The 18,238-nt window shown below is 69.8% G+C and carries 15 protein-coding genes and 1 pseudogene; 6 read left to right on the forward strand and 10 right to left on the reverse strand.

Translation table 11 applies throughout. From position 1 onward, the window contains the following. Window positions 1–899: 899 nt before the first annotated feature. On the forward strand, window positions 900–1,295 hold the full coding sequence (locus NOO62_RS05560; protein ID WP_268769787.1) for an STAS domain-containing protein: 396 nt from the start codon (window positions 900–902) through the stop codon (window positions 1,293–1,295). Here the strand turns inward: NOO62_RS05560 and NOO62_RS05565 are convergent. After that, window positions 1,252–1,938 (reverse strand): TetR/AcrR family transcriptional regulator, encoded by a 687-nt coding sequence (locus tag NOO62_RS05565; RefSeq protein ID WP_268769788.1) that lies wholly within the window; start codon window positions 1,936–1,938, stop codon window positions 1,252–1,254. The genes NOO62_RS05560 and NOO62_RS05565 overlap by 44 nt on opposite strands. Before the next feature lie 291 nt (window positions 1,939–2,229). Between NOO62_RS05565 and NOO62_RS05570 the strand changes: the two genes are divergently transcribed. Both NOO62_RS05570 and NOO62_RS05575 read left to right on the forward strand, forming a co-directional pair. Then, window positions 2,230–2,931: an MFS transporter gene (locus NOO62_RS05570; RefSeq protein ID WP_268769789.1), complete on the forward strand. Its 702-nt coding sequence runs from the start codon at window positions 2,230–2,232 to the stop codon at window positions 2,929–2,931. 32 nt (window positions 2,932–2,963) lie between these two features. After that, window positions 2,964–3,578, forward strand: a complete 615-nt coding sequence (locus NOO62_RS05575; RefSeq protein WP_268775477.1) for an MFS transporter — start codon at window positions 2,964–2,966, stop codon at window positions 3,576–3,578. A 93-nt stretch (window positions 3,579–3,671) separates the two neighbouring features. On the opposite strand, the pseudogene NOO62_RS05580 reads toward NOO62_RS05575, so the two are convergent. Next, window positions 3,672–3,824: pseudogene (locus NOO62_RS05580) on the reverse strand (YdcF family protein); the annotation flags it as partial. A gap of 155 nt (window positions 3,825–3,979) precedes the next feature. On the opposite strand from NOO62_RS05580, the gene NOO62_RS05585 reads away from it, so the two are divergent. Next, on the forward strand, window positions 3,980–4,528 hold the full coding sequence (locus tag NOO62_RS05585; RefSeq protein ID WP_268769790.1) for a GNAT family N-acetyltransferase: 549 nt from the start codon (window positions 3,980–3,982) through the stop codon (window positions 4,526–4,528). A gap of 65 nt (window positions 4,529–4,593) precedes the next feature. Here NOO62_RS05585 and NOO62_RS05590 read toward each other — a convergent pair whose 3' ends face one another. The 4 genes from NOO62_RS05590 to NOO62_RS05605 all read right to left on the reverse strand — a co-directional run bounded on the left by NOO62_RS05590 (window position 4,594) and on the right by NOO62_RS05605 (window position 9,778). Continuing rightward, the gene (locus NOO62_RS05590; RefSeq protein WP_268769791.1) at window positions 4,594–6,492 is read right to left on the reverse strand and encodes an SMI1/KNR4 family protein; all 1,899 of its coding nucleotides are present in this window, start codon (window positions 6,490–6,492) and stop codon (window positions 4,594–4,596) included. 198 nt (window positions 6,493–6,690) lie between these two features. Continuing rightward, window positions 6,691–7,626: a carbohydrate ABC transporter permease gene (locus NOO62_RS05595; protein WP_268769792.1), complete on the reverse strand. Its 936-nt coding sequence runs from the start codon at window positions 7,624–7,626 to the stop codon at window positions 6,691–6,693. Next, window positions 7,623–8,507: a carbohydrate ABC transporter permease gene (locus NOO62_RS05600; protein ID WP_268769793.1), complete on the reverse strand. Its 885-nt coding sequence runs from the start codon at window positions 8,505–8,507 to the stop codon at window positions 7,623–7,625. The genes NOO62_RS05595 and NOO62_RS05600 overlap by 4 nt, the downstream gene beginning before the upstream one ends. A gap of 2 nt (window positions 8,508–8,509) precedes the next feature. Next, window positions 8,510–9,778, reverse strand: a complete 1,269-nt coding sequence (locus tag NOO62_RS05605) for an ABC transporter substrate-binding protein (protein WP_268775478.1) — start codon at window positions 9,776–9,778, stop codon at window positions 8,510–8,512. Between the two features lie 306 nt (window positions 9,779–10,084). Between NOO62_RS05605 and NOO62_RS05610 the strand changes: the two genes are divergently transcribed. After that, window positions 10,085–12,178, forward strand: a complete 2,094-nt coding sequence (locus NOO62_RS05610) for an NPCBM/NEW2 domain-containing protein (protein WP_268769794.1) — start codon at window positions 10,085–10,087, stop codon at window positions 12,176–12,178. Window positions 12,179–12,307: 129 nt separating this feature from the next. On the opposite strand, the gene NOO62_RS05615 is transcribed toward NOO62_RS05610, so the two are convergent. Then, window positions 12,308–13,276: an ROK family protein gene (locus tag NOO62_RS05615; RefSeq protein WP_268769795.1), complete on the reverse strand. Its 969-nt coding sequence runs from the start codon at window positions 13,274–13,276 to the stop codon at window positions 12,308–12,310. A gap of 128 nt (window positions 13,277–13,404) precedes the next feature. Between NOO62_RS05615 and NOO62_RS05620 the strand changes: the two genes are divergently transcribed. Then, the gene (locus NOO62_RS05620; RefSeq protein WP_268775479.1) at window positions 13,405–14,475 is read left to right on the forward strand and encodes a LacI family DNA-binding transcriptional regulator; all 1,071 of its coding nucleotides are present in this window, start codon (window positions 13,405–13,407) and stop codon (window positions 14,473–14,475) included. Between the two features lie 37 nt (window positions 14,476–14,512). Here the strand turns inward: NOO62_RS05620 and NOO62_RS05625 are convergent, their stop codons facing one another. The 3 genes from NOO62_RS05625 to NOO62_RS05635 form a co-directional block, all read right to left on the reverse strand. Next, the gene (locus NOO62_RS05625) at window positions 14,513–14,974 is read right to left on the reverse strand and encodes a hypothetical protein (protein WP_268769796.1); all 462 of its coding nucleotides are present in this window, start codon (window positions 14,972–14,974) and stop codon (window positions 14,513–14,515) included. Further along, window positions 14,974–16,707 carry a serine/threonine-protein kinase gene (locus NOO62_RS05630; protein WP_268769797.1) on the reverse strand — a complete coding sequence of 578 codons (1,734 nt, stop codon included), beginning with the start codon at window positions 16,705–16,707 and terminating at the stop codon, window positions 14,974–14,976. Before NOO62_RS05630 ends, NOO62_RS05625 begins: the two co-directional genes overlap by 1 nt. Window positions 16,708–16,801: 94 nt before the next feature. Then, window positions 16,802–18,094, reverse strand: coding sequence for a DUF6986 family protein (locus tag NOO62_RS05635; protein ID WP_268769798.1), 1,293 nt, complete (start codon window positions 18,092–18,094; stop codon window positions 16,802–16,804). Between the last annotated feature and the right edge of the window lie 144 nt (window positions 18,095–18,238).

Below are 18,238 nucleotides of genomic sequence, written 5' to 3' on the forward strand. Positions count from 1 at the left end.
CGATCTTGTTCGGAAGTCTTTACCAGCGATGGTAAATCTTGAGATCTTGGGATTCCGCAGATAAATGCGTGATCTCTAGCCAACGCCCGTACGGAGCGTTACAACTTCGCACCCCGCGTGCGCTGCACACATAGGAGCGCGCAGTACGCACGGTTGCGTTAACAGTGGCTCTCACCTGGACTGGGATGTCACTACCGCCAGACGGTCGCCCGCCCGCCGTGAGTACCCCCTCGTCGGCGAGCGGGCGACCCCCCTCACATTCGGTACTCGTTCACCAAATCCGACCATCAGCTAGGCGACATGTCCGTGACACGTGCCAGGTCGGCGCGTTACACAGAATGGCCAGGGCGGGAGCATGTCCGCCTCCCCGGGTGGAGTTCCCGTCCTGGTTCACACAGAGCAGCCCCCGCGGTTCGTCCGCCGGGGGCTGCTGCTGTTCCCCATGGGGAACGGATGGGGAATCGATCTTGAGAGCTGAGGCTAACTAGAGCTAATCCGAGCTAAGTACGGCCATCAGCCTCAGTCGCCAACCTGCAGGAACGCCCTGACCTGCACCTCAACCGAAGGAACCATTGATCCAGACGATCACGGTTCCCCCTCTTCTGTTGGCCCCCTGTGGCTTGCCCGCAACACCCTGCCATGGAAACCCGGCCCTGATGGGAGCGGAACCGCCCACGGCTCTCCGATGTCGCGGCACACCTCGTCAAGTGGATCGGCGCAACTTCACCCCAAGGTGTGGCGCTGCCCTTCCGTGAATCGTTCCCGCAGTGCAGGGCGCATCTACCCCCGCTAGCGTTTTCCCGGCAGGCCCCCCAGTCCCCGGGTGTCTCTCACTAACTGGCACTCCCGTTGCGCCACACCCCCGTCGGGGGCATTCGGCGCCGGCGCTGGGGGGATGGATGCGGCAGCACGAACTGAAGACATTCACGCGCGAGGACTCCGATCAGCCTCCGCGGGTGTACGGACTCGACCACGCCATAGTGATCGAACTCTACGGAGAGATCGACCTGGTGGCCTACCAGCGCGCCGTCGCGCTGATGGACGCCGTGACCGCGGGCCCGGAGGCCGTCGTGGTCATCGACCTGAGCCGGATCACGTTCATCGACTGTTCCGGACTCTCCCTCCTCATGCGGGCCCACCGGAGGGTGACGGCGCGCGGCGGGCGGCTGTGCATCGTCTGTTCGCACCGGCTGACGCTGCGCATGCTGCGCGTCACGAAGCTCACCGCGGCCCTGTCACCGGCGCCGACGCTCAGCGCGGCACTCCTCGATCCGCCCAACCACGAGGCGTCCTGACGTTCTGCGCCGTCTCGTGGTGCAACTGGTAGTGCTCGCGCCAACTCGGGGTCGCCGCGCCGCCCATGACGGTCATCACCACGTCGTGGGCGAGGGTGTCCGTCACGGGCAGGTGACCGAAGAGGACCCGGTGGTACGTGGGGGCGCCGAGCATGTCCAGGAGCAGGTCGATGTCGGCGTCGGGGCGGATGTCGCCGCGCTCGACTCCACGCCGTAGGGCCGCCTCCGTGGTGGCCCTTCTGGGGTGGAAGATCGTCTCGGTGAAGACGCGGTCCAGGGCGGGGTCGTCGGCGAGCTCGGCCATGAGCGCGGGCAGCGTACGTCGGCCGAGGCTCCCCCCGAAGGCACGGCTGAGGGTGTCGATGCCCGCGATCAGGTCGCAGTGCGTGCATCCCGTGTCCGGCGTGGGCGCCGTCCCCATCGTGTCGGCCAGAGCCGCGATGACGAGGTGCTGCCTGGACGGCCAGCGACGCCTGATGGCCGGTTTGGTCGTACCGGCGCGCCGCGCCACCGCCTCCATCGTCAGGGCGGGGTAACCCGCCTCCTCCAGCAGCTCCTGAGTCGCCGTCAGGATCGCCTCGTCGAGCCGCGTGTCGCGGGGGCGTCCTGCGGGGCGGGCCTGCGCGGGGTCGGGGGTTGCCATGGGGGCGAGTATAGGTAGCATGACGTTTCGTTCCGGACCGGATCGAAACGTAAAGGAGGAGCTACCTTGCCTGAGCAGGAGCCGAAGGCGGCGGAGGACGCGGGTGGCTGTGGGGATGCGGGCGCGGGGACGGGGAAGGGGGCAGGGGCACGTGCGGGGAATGGCGTACGTGAGGACTTACGCGACTCCGTTGCCGGAATCCGCGGAATACGTGCCGACGCCGCTACTGCCGCTGCCGACCACCGTGAAAGCGTCTTCCGTGCCCCCTACGCCGCCCTGACGTGGGGCATCGTGCTCTCGGTCGGACTGGTCGCCTTCGAGTCGATGGGCGTGGCCACCGTCCTGCCCGAGATCGCGGGGAGACTCGGCGGCCTCGGCGCGTACGGCTGGGGCCTGTCCGCGCTGATGCTCGCCAACCTCATCGGAACCGTCGCCGCGAGCCGCACCGCCGACCGGCGCGGCCCCGCCCGGCCGTTGGCGCTCGGCCTCGCCGTCTTCGCCGTCGGCTGCGCGCTGGCCGGATCGGCGCCCGACTGGCCGCTGTTCCTCACCGGGCGCTTCCTGCAAGGGCTGGGCGTCGGCGCCGTCATGGCACTCGCGTACACCGCGATCGCGCTGGCCTATCCGCAGCGGCTGCGCGCCCGGATGTTCGCGCTCGTGTCGGGCGGCTGGACCGTCCCCTCACTGATCGGCCCGACGATCGCCGCACTCATCTCCGACCATGTGTCGTGGCGGGGCGTGTTCGTGCTCCTCCTTCCGCTGGTGGCGCTGGCGGCGGGCTCGCGCTGCCACCGCTGCGCCGCCTGGGCGGACCGGAACGGGTACCGGCGCCGGAATGCGGACCGTGGTGGTCCACGCCGGTGGCGCACAGCGTGCTGCTCGCCGCGGGCACGGGCGTTCTCCTGGCCGGCCTCGAACTGCGTCAACCGGTCCTGCTGGCAGTGCTGGTACTGGCCGGTGGCGCCGCGGCCGTCGGGGCGCTGCGCTCGGTGACCCCGGCCGGCACGCTCAGCGCGCGACGGGGTGTGCCGACGGGTGTCGTCCTGCGCTTCCTGCTCTGCGGCGCGTACTTCGGGAGCGAGGCGTTCCTGCCGCTCGGCCTGGTCGAGCTGCGGGGACTGAGCGCGACGGAGGCGGGGCTCGGTCTTTCGGCGGGCGCGATCACGTGGGTGCTGGGTGCGGCCTGGCAGGGCAGGGCCGACAGCCGTTGGAGCGGCCGGTCGCGGGCTGTGCCGATCGGGGTGGGGTTCGTGGTGCTGCTGGTCGGCATCGTGGTGATGGCCCTGGGCGTCCTGGTCGACGCGACACCTTCGTTGACGGCCGTGGCGGGGTGGGCGATCGGCGGTGCCGGCATGGGCGTCGCCTTCAACGCGGCGACCACGGACACCATGGAGCAGGCCCCCGCCGACCGGCAGGGCGAGGCGAGCGGCTCGATGCAGCTCGCACAGACGCTGGCGGTCGCGGTCCTCAGCGGTCTCGGGGGCGCGGCGGTGGCCTTGTCCGACGCACACGGGTCGCCGCACGGGTCGTCACACGGGTCGTCGGTGTCGGCCGCGCTGACGGCGACGTTCACGCTGACGGCGGTGCTGGCGGCGGCGGGGAGCCTGCTGGCACGGCGGATCAGGGTGGGGGCGGGGTGAGACGTGGGGCTCGAGCGGCTAAGTCCTACGGCCCGCCCTGCCGTTCATCTCCGTTCAGCGGCCCCGTTCATCGGCTCCGTTCATCGGCTCCGTTCATCGGCTCCGTTCATCGGCCGTGAGACCACGAAGTGACCACAACCCGTACAGGGCCAGCAGCGGCTTGCCGAGCACCCACTCACCGAGGCGGTAGTCCTCTGCGCGCACCAGCTTCTCCGCGAGGTCGGGGCGCTGCCGCCGCAAGTACGCAGTGGGATGAGAGCGCAGTTCAGCCATTCACCCCAGACCAGGGCCGCGACCCCGGCCGTCGCCAGTACTGACCTACGTCGCATGCGGCGGCTCCAGGCACCAGAGGGCCGCCGTACCCACGGCACTACTGTGGCCCGATGGTTCACGTGCGGGCAATGGATGAGGCCGACATCGCGGCCGTCTCGGCGGTGCGAGTCCGGGGGTGGCAGGCGGCGTACGCGGGCATCGTCCCCCAGACGTACCTGTCGGCGATGACGGTCGAGGGCGACACGGTCCTGCGGCGGCGGATGCTCTCCCAACCCCACCGTACCTCCCGGGACTTGGTTGCGGTCGACGACAGCGGCGACACGGTGGGCTGGGTCTGCTTCGGGCCGTGTCGGAGTGAGGTGTCCGTCGCGGGGCGGATGCAGACGCAGATGCAGATGGAGGTGGGGGTGGAGGTGGAGGTACGGATCGGTGAGGTGTATGCCCTGTACGTCTCCCCCGAACTGACCGGCCAGGGCATCGGTGGCGAGCTCCTTGAGGAGGCGCACAGGCAGATGAAGGACCAGGGCTTCGGAACGTCGGTGTTGTGGGTGCTCGCCGACAACCGACGCGCTCGGCGTTTCTACGAGCGGGCGGGCTACGAAGCGGACGGCGCCACGCAGGACGACGCCTACGACGAGGTCACGCTCACGGAACTCCGCTTCCGGCGCGTGTTGTGAGCCCGGCAGCGAGCACGGCGGCAGAGAAACGCCCCCCTCTCGCTACCGGACGTGCACGGATTGGCTCACCGGGGGGTGACCGTGACCGTCACCTGGCCCTCCCCCGGCCCCGCCGGTCCCGTCCACGGTCGGGTCGACAGCGTCGGCAATCTGCCCTGTGTCAGGGCGAATCGCGGCAGCGACACTTCGTACAGGTCCGCTATCGCATGCAACGCACGGTCCTCGTCCGAACGGTCGGCGGCCGGGCCCGTGGGGTTCGGGAACAGGTGGTCGGGGGTCAGCTCTGCGGGGAGGTCGCCCCATTGGGCGCGGTTGGCCTGGTGGACCATGAAGCCGTAGCACTCCTCGCCGTCTTCCGCGTAGGCGAAGTGGAACAGGTCGTCCCGGCGCCAGACCGTGAGGGCGCGGGTGCCGTGCGACAGTCCGGTGGCCGGGTGAGTCAGGCGGTCGGGGTTGAAGCTGAGCAGGCGGTGCGACTCGAAGGTGAAACTCCAGTTGTCCGCGGCGTCTGTCCGTCCCACGGCACCTATGCGGGCCAGGGGACCACGACGCTCCCGCTGCCACCCGTACTGGAAGCCCATGAGCTCCATCTCGCTCGCCACCGGCCCAAGCGGCCCCGTCCCGAACCGCTCCGCCAGCTCTTCGGGGCGTATCCCCGCGACGAGGACGAACCGGTACGCGTCGCGGCGGGCTCCTCCCGCGGCGTCCCCGCGCGCCAGCCACGCGAGCCCGTCGCGCGTGCTCCCGACCGTGGCGGCGGGCACGGGCGCCGCCTCCCCCTGCCCGGCCCGGGGCGTGAGCAGCAGTTCCCTGCCCCGCTCCGGGGTGATCACCGGACCGAGCAGCGGGTCGCCGAGCAGGCCGATCGGCGCCACGTGATCCTCCCCGTACGGCTCCCACCGCGGGACCGCCGCCGCCAGCACCCGCCAGGCGCCGTCCGTGTCGCCCCAGCGCGCCAGTTCCCTGGCCTCCTCGACGGCACGCCCGAAGACGCCCGGCGACACGTACTCGTACGTACGCCCCTTGATCTGCTCCAGGACGACCGCGGCCCGGTCCCTGTCCGACGCGTAGTCATCGGTCACGGGGCCCAGCACGAAGCGGTCGTCACTCCGGCCCTCGCGCAGGTGGTTCCGGACCTTCAGGGGCAGCACCTCGCCCGCGTACAACGGATCGTCCATGCGCGGGTCGAGCGGCACCGCGCCGCTCCGTTCGAGCAGTGCCCGGAGCTGGGAGGCCATGACCCGCGCCCGCGGTCTGCCGAGGTCCGCCGCCTCGTCGAAGGCGGCTAGCGCCTCGTCCAACTCGCCTCTCAGGCAAGCGAGTCTGGCCTCCTCCACCCTGTCGTCGAGCTCGTGCGTCACGGCGTTCTCGAAACCGGAGTCGTTGCCGCCCGAGCGGTAGAAGTCCTTGTACATCCCCTCCATGTACGCACGGAACGACGCGTACCGTTCGGGCTCGTCGCCGCTCCACCCACGGTGTACGTAGACAGCCCACTCCCCGTCCGCGCCCACGTCTCCGGGGTCGAGCAGCACGTCGGTCATGTCCGAGTCGAGCGACATCTGCAACGCCCGTCCCCACATACCGGCTTGCCGCACATCCTGCTCGGCGGGGTTCTCGCCCAGGTTGTCCTCGTACAGCTTCCGCAGGGCGGACGGGTCCCCGTACGGCACGATGTCTTCCGCTCCCGCCAGCAGGTAGACCGAGCCCCCCGCGTACCGCCAGCCGTCCGTCGTCTCGAGGAAGGCGCGGAGGGAGGGAGGCAGCGGCGACGCGATCCCCAGCGCGCGCACGCGCTCCTCCAACGCGGCCAGCCGCGCGGGACCGGCAGGCCCGAACCCCAGCCAGCGGCTCCGCACGATGTCCTCGTCCAGCTCCTCGAACTCCTCAGGCTCGCTCGCGGCCAGCGCGTCGAGCCACTCCCCGCTCCACCGCTCGAGCCACGGCCCCCACTCGAAGATCTCCATGCGTGCCATCGTGGCAGCCCCCACTGACAATTGCCGCTGGCGTCGGGGTCGGTGGGCGCCCGACGCCAGCGGCTGCACCGCGGTGCAGGGGCGTGCCCGGTCGAGGGGGTGCCGGATACGTCCCTGCGTCAGGTACTTCGTGGGCGGGCACGCTTTTGGATGCGGCGTCGGCGGGCCGGATTTTCCGCCACCGATCGCTCACCCCTTCCCCGCCCCCAGCGTCAGCCCCGCGATGAAGTGCCGTTGCAGGATGAGGAACACCAGGACCGTCGGGAGCGCCACCAGGACTGAGCCCGCCGCCAACAAGTTGTAGTCCGTGAAGAATTGGCCGCGCAGGTTGTTCAGGGACGACGTGATCGGGAGTTTGTCCGGGTTGGAGATGAAGATCAGGGCCCAGAGGAAGTCGTTGTAGATCCAGGTGAATTCGAGGGTGGCGAGGGCCGCGAGGGCGGGACGGCACAGGGGGAGGGTGATGCGCCAGAACTGGGTCCAGACTCCGGCGCCGTCGACGATCGCTGCTTCCAGGATCTCTTTCGGCAGCGTCCGCATGTAATTGGACAGGACGAACACGCAGAAGCCGATCTGGAAGCCGATGTTGACGAGGATGAGGGCCCAGAAGGAGTCGTAGAGGGTGAGTGAGTCGGACATCCACCATGGGAGCGGGATCTTGAGGAAGAGGGCGTAGAGGGGGGTGACGATGACCTGTGGGGGCAGCAGGTTGCCTGCCGTGAACAGCATCAGGAGGAGCATGCCTCCGCGTATCCGCAGGCGCGACACCGCGAAGGCCACGAAGGACGCGAGGAAGAGCGTGACGATGACGGCGGGCACGGCGATGAGGAGCGTATTGGTGAAGTATCTGCCCATACCGGATTCGGTGTAGGCCTCGCGGTAGTAGTCGAGGGAGAGACGGTCGGGCCAGGAGAAGTAGCCGTTCGCCGCCGTTTCCTCGTACGGGCGCAGCGAGGCGTAGACCGCCAGCAGGAGCGGGGCCAGGAAGGCGAGGGAGACCGCGGTCAGGAAGAGGGGGACTCCTAGGGCGCCTCTTCGGTGCGTGCGGCGGTCTCGGTGTCGGAATCGCTCTCGGTCTCGGTCTCGGTTTCCGCCGAGTGCTGCGTGCGCGTGTTTCGTCGTCATCGGTCGCGCGCCCCTCGTAGCTCTTGGACCAGGAACGTCACGATGAATGCCAGGGATACGGTGAGCAGGACGACCGCGATGGCCGAGCCGAATCCGATACGGCTGGCCTCGCCGATGATGTTGTCGGTGATGAGTACGGAGAGCAGTTCCAGGCCGTTGCGGCCCTTGTTCACCGCGTAGACGATGTCGAAGGCGCGCAGCGCTTCGATGACCGTGATCACTCCGACGATGACATTGACGGGTCGCAGTGTCGGGAAGACGACGCGGAAGAACGTCTGACGGGTGTTGGCGCCGTCGATCGCGGCCGCTTCCTTGAGGGCGGGATCGACGGACTTGAGTCCGGCGAGATAGAGGATCATCACATAGCCGGTGTGTCGCCAGCTCGCGGCCAGCATCATCATCCAGATGTTGAGGTCGGAATTGCCGAGCCAGTCGATCGGGTCCTTCTCGTTGCCGAGAGCGGTGTTGACCACGCCCTGATCGGTGCCGAGGAGAAGTTGCGCCATGAATCCGACGACCGCGAGCGAGAGCACCACCGGCATGTAGAGCACGGACTGGTAGAAGCGGCCGAACCGGACGCCGCGGTCGATGAGGACCGCGAGGAGAAGGCCGAAGGGCGTGGCGACGAGGCCGAGGAAGGCGATCCAGAGGAGGTTGTGGCGTACCGCGGGCCAGAACGCCGGATAGTTGTCGGCGAGGCTCTCGTAGTTCTTTCCGCCCACCCATTCGATGTCGCCGATGCCGTCCCACGAAGTGAAGGACAGGCCGACGGAGGCGAGCGTCGGCCCCCAAATGACGACGGCCTCGATCAGGACGGGAATGCCGAGGAGTACGCCGAGTACGGTGATGTCGCGGCGCGAGAATCGGGTCGTCCTGGCCATGGTCAGCCGACGTCCTGCGAGAAGATGTCCTTCTTCTGCCGTTCGATGCTGTTGACGAGGCCGTCGACGTCGTTCGGGTCGTCGATGAAGTCCTGCAACGCCTTGATCATGACGGTTTGTGCGAAGTCGGGGCGCGTGTCGCGGTCCAGGAACTGCGAGATCTGCTTGGCCCCCGAGACCAGTTCGGCGGATTTCTTCTGCAGCGGGCTGTACGTGGAGGTGTCGGCGCCGTCGTTGACCGCGACGTTGTTCGGGTCACCGGCGAGATAGACGTCCTCGGCGGCGGGTGTTCCCAGCCACTTGAGGAGGTGCTTGCCCGCCTTCACGTTCTTCGCCTTCTCGGCGATCAGGAAACCGTCGATCGGCGCCTCCACCGCGTCCTGGCCGTACGCGGGGTCGATCTCGGGAAAGGCGAAGAAGTCGATGTCGTCCCGCTCGTCCGCGGGGAACTGCTGGCCGGGGTGGGGCATGCCGAAGACGGCCATGCCCGTCTTGCGTCGCTGGAGCCCTTGGCCGGCCTCCTCCCAGGTACGGCCGAGCGCACCTTTCTGGTAGTACGGCATGAGTTCGCGCCACAGGTCGAAGACCTTCTTGACCTTAGTGTCGGTCCAGGCCTCGTCGCCCGCCATCAGGCTCTTGTGGAAGTCGTAACCGTTCAAGCGCAGGTTGATGTAGTCGAAGGTGCCCATGGCGGGCCAGCCGTCCTTGTCGCAGAAGGCGACCGGAATGCCGTCCCCGTGCATCTTCTTGGCCAGCGCGATGAACTCGTCCCACGTCTTGGCCTGTTCGTAACCCTGCTTCTCGAAGAGGCTCTTGCGGTGGAAGACGGCCCACGGATAGTAGTAGTACGGCACGAAGTACTGCTTGCCCTCGTGCGTGGACTGGTCCTTCAGCGCCTGCGAGAAACCAGTGAAGTCCTGCCACACGTCGCTGATGTCGACCAGCAGGCCCTTCTCCGCGAAATACTGCATGCGGTAGCCGGCGAACCACATGAAGACGTCGTCGGGTGTGGCGCGGAGATAGCGTGTGATGTTCTGCTGGAATTCATTGTGCTCCGTGGTGTGGACCTCGACGGTCTTCCCGGTCTTTTTCTCGTACGCGTCGAAAGCGTCCTGGAACGCCTTCTTCGGTACCGTGTCCGAGGAGTTGGAGCCGACGGTGACTTCGTTCTTGTTGCCGCCGGGCTTCTCGCCGCAGGCGGCGAGCAGTGCGGGCAGCGTCACCGCTCCCGCCCCGGCCGCCGCACCGCGCAGAAGTCTGCGCCGGGACATCCGATGTCCTGTCATGCCGGTCACACCTGACGGCCCGACGGGTCCGCTGAACGATGACTGTGCCATGTGCCCCTCCTCGGGGTGCAACCGAACACAACCGAACGCGCGGGGTGGATCTCACTCCCAACGGGCACCGCCGTCAAGGGGTCCGGCGCCGGGCAACCGAACCCGTACCGCTCCTCTTCCAACAGAGTCCAACAAGCCCTACCGTAAGCGCGCGCGTGACACATTCACGCAAGCTCCTCACCCCCCATCTCTCGCGCGTACACCAGGTACGCGAGAACGCGAGTACGGAGGAACGTAACGATGCGTCATCTCCCAGCCCGCACGACCCGTACGAGAGTGGTCGGATCACTGACCGCCGCCCTGCTCTGCGCCGCCGGGCTCGCCACGCCCGCCGCGGCGGCACGTGACACCGTCACCCCAGCCGCCGCCACCCCATCCGCCGACGCCCGACCCGCCACCATGCCTGACCCCGCCACCCCGTCCGCAAAACTGCCCGACGGTCTCGCCCCCACTCCGCCCATGGGCTTCAACAACTGGAACTCCACCCATTGCAGGGCCGAGTTCGACGAGGCCATGGTCAAAGGAATCGCGGACACCTTCGTCGAGAAGGGACTGAAGGACGCCGGATATCAGTACGTCAACCTCGACGACTGCTGGGCGCTGCCGCAGCGTGACGCCAACGGAAAACTGGTGCCCGACCCTGCCCGTTTCCCCAACGGAATCAAAGCAGTCGCCGACTACGTCCACTCCAAAGGCCTCAAACTCGGCATCTACACGAGCGCGGGCACCAAGACCTGCAACTCCGCGGGCTTCCCCGGCGCACTCGGCCATGAACGCAGTGACGCCCAGCAGTTCGCCGACTGGGGCGTCGACTATCTCAAGTACGACAATTGCAACAACCAAGGTGTCGACGCCAAGCAGCGGTACATCGCCATGCGCGATGCGCTGAAGGCCGCCTCCGAAAGCACCGGAAGGCCCATCGTCTACAGCATCTGCGAATGGGGCGAGAACAAGCCCTGGGAGTGGGCGGCGGACGTCGGCCACCTCTGGCGCACCACCGGTGACATCAGTGACAACTGGGGCTCCATGTTGTCGATCATGAAGAGGAACCTGCCGCTCGCGCAGTACGCGGGTCCTGGCCACTGGAACGACCCCGACATGCTCGAAGTCGGCAACGGCGGCATGACCGACACCGAGTACCGCACCCACTTCTCGATGTGGTCGATCATGGCCGCGCCGCTGCTCATCGGCTCCGACCTGCGCAAGGCCTCCCCCGAGACCTTCGAGATCCTCGGCAACAAGGAAGTCATCGCCGTCGACCAGGACCCGCTGGGCAAGCAGGGCGAGGTCGTCTCGTCCCAGGGCGGACGCTGGGTCGTCGCCAAGGAGATGAAGGACGGCAGCCGCGCCGTCGCCCTCTTCAACGAGACCGGCAGCCCGCAGTCCGTCGCCACGACGGCGAAGGCGGTCGGGCTTCCCGACGCCGACGCGTACACGCTGCGCGATCTGTGGCGGCACAAGAGCTACAACACGGCGGGCCGGATCGCGGCCACCGTCCCCGCACACGGCACCGTGCTGCTGCGCGTCTCCGCCGACGGCAAGTGGGCGCACCACCCGCCCGCCACCGAACTCGGCCTGAAAGGCGGCCTGTTCGTGGAGGCCGACAAGTCCACCGGAGTCACCTCCGAGGTCACCAACCTGGGCCGTACGGCCGCCCAGCGGGTCTCCGTGACCCTCGCCGCGCCCTCGGGATGGACCGTGAAAGCCACCTCGCCCAGCACGGCACGCTCACTGCGGACCGGCAAGTCGCTCGCCACGACCTGGACCGTCACCGCGCCGACGGGCACGAAGCCGGGCTCGTACGACGTCCGCCTCAAGGCCACGTACCGCTCGCCGCAGGGCGTCCGCGCCGAGAACGTACTGCCACTGACCGCCCAGGTGGTCGTGGCGCCCCCGGCCGGCGACTCGCTCCTCGGCGACCTGCCGTGGCTGTCGGCGACCAACGGCTGGGGCCCCGTGGAACGCGACACCAGCAACGGCGACAGCGGCCTCGGCGACGGCCGGCCGATCACCATCGGCGGCAAGGTGTACGCGAAGGGACTCGGCGTGCACGCGGAGAGCGCCGTCGAGTACTACACCGGAGCGGCCTGCGAGAAGGTCACCGCGCAGGTCGGCGTCGACGACGAGACGATGGTGAAGGGCACGGTCGCCTTCGAGATCTGGGCGGACGGCAGGAAGGCCGCGTCGACGGGTGTCCTCACCAACGCCATGCCCGCGCAGGAACTCTCCGCGGACGTGACCGGCGCCCAGGTCGTACGCCTCGTTGTCACGGACGGCGGCGACGGCATCGACTCCGACCACGGCGACTGGGCGGAGGCGACGTTGAGCTGCTGACAGCGGGCAGCGGAGTGGCGGTGCGCGGGCAGCGGAGTGGCAGCGCCCGCGGCGCCTGTGCCATGACTTCGGCCCTCAGCGTCTGTGCCATGGCCCCGGCCCTCAGCGCCTGTGTCGTGACCCCAGCTGTCAGCCCCCGACCGCACTCCCCATCCGCACCGCCGCGCTCGGCTCCAGGTCGAGTGCGGCGGCGGCCGCGCCCACCAGCCCCGCGTCCGTGCCCATCAGCGCGGGCGCCACGGTGAGTTGGCGTACGAAGGACAGCGTGGCGTAGTCCCGCAGGGCGCGGCGCAGTGGCGTGAAGAGCACGTCGCCCGCCTTGCCCACTCCCCCGCCGATCACCGCGATGTCGATCTCGACGAGGGTGGCCGTGGCGGCGATCCCGGCGGCCAGCGCCTGCGCCGCCCGCTCGAACGAGGCGAGCGCCACGGGGTCCCCGGCACGGGCGGCGCTCGCCACCGCGGCCGCCGACGTGTCGCCGTCGGCGCCCGGGAGCCAGCCGCCCTCGATGGCGCGGCGCGCGATGTTCGGGCCACTCGCTATCCGCTCGACACAGCCCCGCGCACCGCACGGGCAGGCGTCGCCGTCGAGGTCCACGCTGATGTGGCCGATGTGGCCCGCGTTGCCCGTGGGACCGGCGTGCAGCTTGCCGCCGAGAACGAGGCCGCCGCCGACGCCCGTCGACACGACCATGCACAGCGCGTTGTCGTGGCCACGCGCCGCGCCCTGCCAGTGCTCGGCGGCGGTCATGGCCACGCCGTCACCCACCAGGACGACGGGGAGCCCGCCGGTCGCCGCGCGGACGCGGTCGACCAGCGGATAGCCGCGCCAGCCGGGAACGTTGACCGGGCTGACCGTGCCCGCGGAGGCGTCCACGGGGCCCGCGCTGCCGATGCCCACGGCTGTCGCGCGCCCCCACAGCTCACCGGAGGTCAGCTCGCCGAGGACCTCCTCGGCCGCCCGCATCACCGTGTCGCCGTCCTCACGCGCGGGCGTCGGCCGCTGTGCGCGCAGGAGGATACGGCCGCGCCCGTCCACCAGGGCTCCGGCGATCTTGGTGCCGCCGATGTCGAGTGCGGCGACGAGGTCCATGTGCATCTGTGTCGGGTCTCCTGGTGTATCGGCAGGCCGGAGAGTGCGAAGGTCAGTCTCCCTTGCATCTGACAACGTTGTCCAGGCCCTATGCTCGACGCCACATGCTCATGGACCACCTCATGAACGACCTCATGGACGACAGGACAGGACAGCGCACCGTGGCCGAGACCGCCGCCCGACGACCCGAGAACCGTTACGGCAACCGGCCGACCATGAAGGACGTCGCCGCGCGCGCGGGGGTCGGCCTGAAGACCGTCTCACGCGTCGTGAACGGTGAACCGGGCGTCACCCCCGACACCGAGCGCCGCGTGCAGGAGGCCATCGACGCGCTGGGCTTCCGCCGCAACGACAGCGCGCGCGTGCTGCGCAAAGGGCGCACCGCCAGCATCGGCCTCGTACTGGAGGATCTGGCCGACCCCTTCTACGGTCCGCTGAGCCGTGCCGTCGAGGAGGTCGCGCGGGCGCACGGCGCGCTGCTCATCAACGGGTCGAGCGCGGAGGACCCGGACCGCGAACAGGAGTTGGTGCTCGCGCTGTGCGCGCGGCGCGTCGACGGGCTCGTGGTGATTCCGGCCGGGGACGACCACCGTTATCTGGAGCCGGAGATCGCCGCCGGTGTCGCCACCGTCTTCGTCGACCGGCCCGCCGGGAAGATCGACGCCGACGTGGTGCTCTCCGACAGCTTCGGCGGCGCGCGGGACGGCGTCGCGCACCTCATCGCCCACGGTCACCGCCGCATCGGCTTCATCGGCGACCAGCCGCGCATCCACACCGCCATAGAACGCCTGCGCGGTTACCGCGCGGCGATGGAGGACGCGGAGATCTCCGTCGACGAGGCGTGGGTGTCGCTCGGCGTCACCGATCCGGAGCGGGTCCGCCTGGCGGCCGAGACGATGCTGAGCGGTCCGGAACCGGTGACGGCGGTGTTCGCGGGCAACAACCGGGTGACGGTGACGGTCGTACGCGTTCTGGCCTCGCTCGACCGTCCCGTGGCGCTCGTCGGCTTCGACGACATCGAGCTCGCGGATCTGCTGAGCCCCGGCGTGACCGTCGTCGCGCAGGACGCGGCGCAATTGGGCAGGACGGCGGCGGAACGCCTGTTCCGGCAGCTCGACGGTGTGTCGGAGGCCCCGGAGCGGGTCGAGCTGCCGACGCGGCTCATCACGCGCGGGTCGGGGGAACTGCCGCCCGCCGGCCGCTAGACCCAGGGACCCGACGCGTTGTAAGCGTTCAGAGCGTTCAGAGCAAGAAGACCACGGCGCACGCGATGAGCGTGCCGACGGCTATCAGGCCGCCGATCGCTCCGGCGATGAGCGCCGTCTTCTCCGAGGCGGGGCGGAGCTCCTCCCAGCCCAGTTCCTGCGCCGCGCCCCGGATCAGCCGGTGGCCGTCGGCGGAGGAGAACGAGGTCCGCTCGCTGCCGTCCAGGGAGCGGCCCCAGGTGCGGTATCCGGCGCGGCCGCGCTCCACCGTGTGGCTCGATGTCCCGAACGCGCCCCTTTCCTGGGTGCGGATGATGTCCGTCATGGTGAAGGTCTTCTCACGCGGGTGCAGTTCGACGCGGTACGTGTGCACCTGTGTGGTGTTTCGGCCCACCTGTGGGACGTCCACGGTCATGTCGAAGCCGCGCCCGGTGCGTTGCAGCCGGTACGACGTGTCCGCCGTGGCGGCCCGGACGCGGGCGTACAGCGTTTCGCTCATCAGCAGACCGGCAGTCCGGGCAGCGGCTTGTCGTTGTCGCCGCCCTTCAAGTAGACGTCGCTGACGAAGACGTTCGTGTTGCCGCTGTCGTCGTCCGTCTTGGCCCACCAGACGTTCGTCCACTGGCCCGACGTCTCGCGACGGCCCAGGTTCTGCTGGCAGTAGAAATAGTTGGTGCCCGCGTTGAGCGTGCCGACCCGGGCGCCGCCCGCGGTGTACGAGCTCGCGGTGCGCCACACGTCGCAGTTGTACTTGCCGCCGCCCGCCGGGTGGCAGACCGGGTCCGGCGCGGAGCCGCCCTCGGTCGGCTTGGTGGTGGCGTCGGGGCGGGACGGGGTCTTGCCGCCGTCCTTGCTCTTGTCGGCGTCCCGGTCGGACGCGTCCTTGTCGTCCTTGCCGGTCCCGTCCCTCTTGTCGGCGTCCTTCGCGTCGTCGGAGGGCTTCGTGCGCGGCTTGCGGGGCTTCTCGTCGCCCTGCCCCGACGGCTTGGGCCGCTCCGACTCACCGCCGAGGGGGCCGCGGCTGCCGTCGTCGTCGTTCGACCCCGCGCCTGCGGATGACGTGCCTTCCCGGGCCTGGTTCCCCTCGTCTTCCTTGCCGTTGAGGACGGCCACCGTGGCTCCGGTCGCCGTGAGGACGACGGCGACGGCAGCGGCGGCCAGCAGCGCGCGTCCACGGCGCGGGCGGCGCTGGGTGGAGCGCGTCTCGGCGCGGGTCTCCGCACGGCTCGGCGACGCAGGACTCGGCGACGGGGCGGGTGCCTGGGGCGACTGCGCCACCGCCGGCGGCGGGCCGAAGCCCGGCGGCGGTGCGGTGGGGATGCTGCGCTCCGTCGGCCCGTAGGGCGCCGGGGCGGGCGATCCCGTGCCCGCGGGCTCCGCGGCCGCCACCCCGGCCAGCAGCAGCCGCGCCGCGTCCGCGTCGGGGCGTGCCTGCGGGTCCTTGTTCATCAGCTGCTGGAGTACGGGGGTCAGTGGCCCCGAGCGCCGTGGCTCGGGCAGCGGGTCGACCACGATCGCGGTGAGCGTGGACCACGTGGACGTACGCCGGAAGGGTGATGAGCCCTCCACCGCCGCGTACAGCGTGGCGCCGAGGGCCCAGACGTCGGAGGCGGGGCCCGGGTCGTGTCCCTGGGCTCGCTCGGGCGCCAAGTAGTCGAGGGAGCCGACCAGTTCGCCGCTGCGGGTGAGGTGCGTGGCCGAGCCGTCGTTCGGGTCCTCCATCGTGGCGATGCCGAAGTCGGTGAGGACGACGCGGCCGCCGGTCTCCAGGAGGATGTTGCCGGGCTTCACGTCGCGGTGCAGGACGCCGACGCGGTGGGCGGCGGCCAGGGCGTCCATGACCTTGGCTCCGATGTCGGCGGCTTCGCGGGGGGCGAGGGCGCCCCGGTCGCGCAGCACGTCGTCGAGGGAGGGGCCGTCGACGAGCTCCATGACGATGAGGGGCCGTCCGTCGACCTCCGTGACGTCGTGCACGGCGACGACTCCGGGGTGGCGCACGCGGGCGGCCGCGCGGGCCTCGCGCTGCATGCGCAGGCGCAGGTCGGCCAGTTCGGGGCCCGCCGCGTCCGTATACGTGCGGAGTTCCTTGACCGCGACTTCGCGGTGCAATACCTCGTCGACGGCGCGCCATACGACGCCCATGCCGCCCCGGCCGAGCTGTGCCACGACGCGGTAGCGCCCGGCGAGGAGTCTGCCCGCCTCGCCCGTCTGTTCCTGATCCCCCGAAAACACCGCTGCCCCGTTCCTGTCACACCACTTTCCGTGGCGTACAGACTACGGGGCAGCAGTGACTGTCAGTGTCTGCTGTTACCGACCTGGCACGCCGCTACTTGCCGGACTTCGTCAGGTCGCCGCGGCGCGGTCCCGCGAAGCCCTGGAGGCGGGCCAGGGTGAGGCCGGTGAGGCGGGTGACCTCACCCGCGTCGAGGGCGCCGCAGTCCAGGCCGCGCAGCAGGTAGCCGGCGAGGGCCTTGGCGGTGGCGGGCTCGTCGGCGACGTCGCCGCCCTCGTGGTGGCCCGCGTAGGCGGCCAGGCGGGCGGCTGCCGCCTCGAAGCCCTCGCGGTAGAACGCGAACACCGCGGCGTAGCGCGTGGGGATGTGGCCCGGGTGCATGTCCCAGCCCTGGTAGTAGGCGCGGGCCAGGGCGCGCCTGGTGAGGCCGTAGTGCAGCCGCCAGGCGTCGTGGACCTTCGCGGTGGGGCCGACGGGCAGGACGTTGGTGGAGCCGTCCGAGACGCGTACTCCGGTGCCCGCGGCGGCGACCTGCATGACGGCCTTGGCGTGGTCGGCGGCCGGGTGGTCGCTGGCCTGGTAGGCGGCGCTCACGTGCAGGCAGGCGCTGTAGTCGAAGGTGCCGTAGTGCAGTCCTGTGGCGCGGCCCTCGGCGGCCTGGATCATGCGGGCCACGGCGGCGGTGCCGTCGGTGGCGAGGATGGACTGGCTGGTCTCGATCTGGATCTCGAAGCCGATGCGGCCGCGCTCGATGCCGCGGGCCTTCTCGAACTCCTCCAGGAGGCGCACCATCGCGGTGACCTGTTCGGGGTACGTGACCTTGGGCAGGGTCAGGACGAGTCCGTCGGGGAGGCCGCCGGCCTCCATGAGGCCGGACAGGAAGATGTCGAGGGTGCGGATGCCGCGGGCGCGCACCGCCTCTTCCATGCACTTCATACGGATGCCCATGTACGGGGCGGCGGTGCCGTTCTTGTAGGCCTCGGCGACGAGGCGGGCCGCGCGGGCGGCGTCCTGGTCCTCGTCGGCGCCCTTGTAGCCGTCCTCGAAGTCGATGCGCAGGTCTTCAACGGGCTCGCGCTCCAGTTTGGTGCGCACGCGCGTGTAGACGGCTTCGGCGAGGTCGTCGCCCAGGCCGAGGACGGCGGCGAAGGAGGCGGCGTCCGGGGCGTGCTCGTCGAGCATCGCCAGGGCCTCGTCGCCCCAGGTGCGGATCGAGTCGGCGGCGAACCGCTCCCCGGGGACGTACACGGTGTGGACGGGCTGGCGGGTGCCTGGGTCGCCGGGATAGCGGCGCTCGAGCTCCGCGTCCACCGGGGCGAGGGAAGCGCTGATGCCGTCGCTGACCGCGCCGGCGAGGCTCGTCGCCACCTTCTCTTGCTGACCCATTCCTGCATCCTCCACACGCTCGGTGCCGCGCCCGGCATTTCCGCTACACGGAATCAGTACTCCGCATAGCGAAGTTATCCGTGACCTTCGTGCTGGTCAACACCCTCTCGTGTGGTGGACCCGTCGCAGACCCGCCGTAGACCG

This window comes from Streptomyces sp. Je 1-369, assembly GCF_026810505.1.
In the GTDB taxonomy this organism is placed as follows: domain Bacteria; phylum Actinomycetota; class Actinomycetes; order Streptomycetales; family Streptomycetaceae; genus Streptomyces.

Coding starts and splice junctions, on each gene's coding strand:
- NOO62_RS05595 (WP_268769792.1), bottom strand. CDS start 7,626: ATGACGACGAAACACGCGCACGCAGCACTCGGCGGAAACCGAGACCGA.
- NOO62_RS05610 (WP_268769794.1), top strand. CDS start 10,085: ATGCGTCATCTCCCAGCCCGCACGACCCGTACGAGAGTGGTCGGATCA.
- NOO62_RS05620 (WP_268775479.1), top strand. CDS start 13,405: ATGGACGACAGGACAGGACAGCGCACCGTGGCCGAGACCGCCGCCCGA.
- NOO62_RS05615 (WP_268769795.1), bottom strand. CDS start 13,276: ATGCACATGGACCTCGTCGCCGCACTCGACATCGGCGGCACCAAGATC.
- NOO62_RS05565 (WP_268769788.1), bottom strand. CDS start 1,938: ATGGCAACCCCCGACCCCGCGCAGGCCCGCCCCGCAGGACGCCCCCGC.
- NOO62_RS05600 (WP_268769793.1), bottom strand. CDS start 8,507: ATGGCCAGGACGACCCGATTCTCGCGCCGCGACATCACCGTACTCGGC.
- NOO62_RS05635 (WP_268769798.1), bottom strand. CDS start 18,094: ATGGGTCAGCAAGAGAAGGTGGCGACGAGCCTCGCCGGCGCGGTCAGC.
- NOO62_RS05585 (WP_268769790.1), top strand. CDS start 3,980: ATGGATGAGGCCGACATCGCGGCCGTCTCGGCGGTGCGAGTCCGGGGG.
- NOO62_RS05625 (WP_268769796.1), bottom strand. CDS start 14,974: ATGAGCGAAACGCTGTACGCCCGCGTCCGGGCCGCCACGGCGGACACG.
- NOO62_RS05560 (WP_268769787.1), top strand. CDS start 900: ATGCGGCAGCACGAACTGAAGACATTCACGCGCGAGGACTCCGATCAG.
- NOO62_RS05590 (WP_268769791.1), bottom strand. CDS start 6,492: ATGGAGATCTTCGAGTGGGGGCCGTGGCTCGAGCGGTGGAGCGGGGAG.
- NOO62_RS05605 (WP_268775478.1), bottom strand. CDS start 9,778: ATGTCCCGGCGCAGACTTCTGCGCGGTGCGGCGGCCGGGGCGGGAGCG.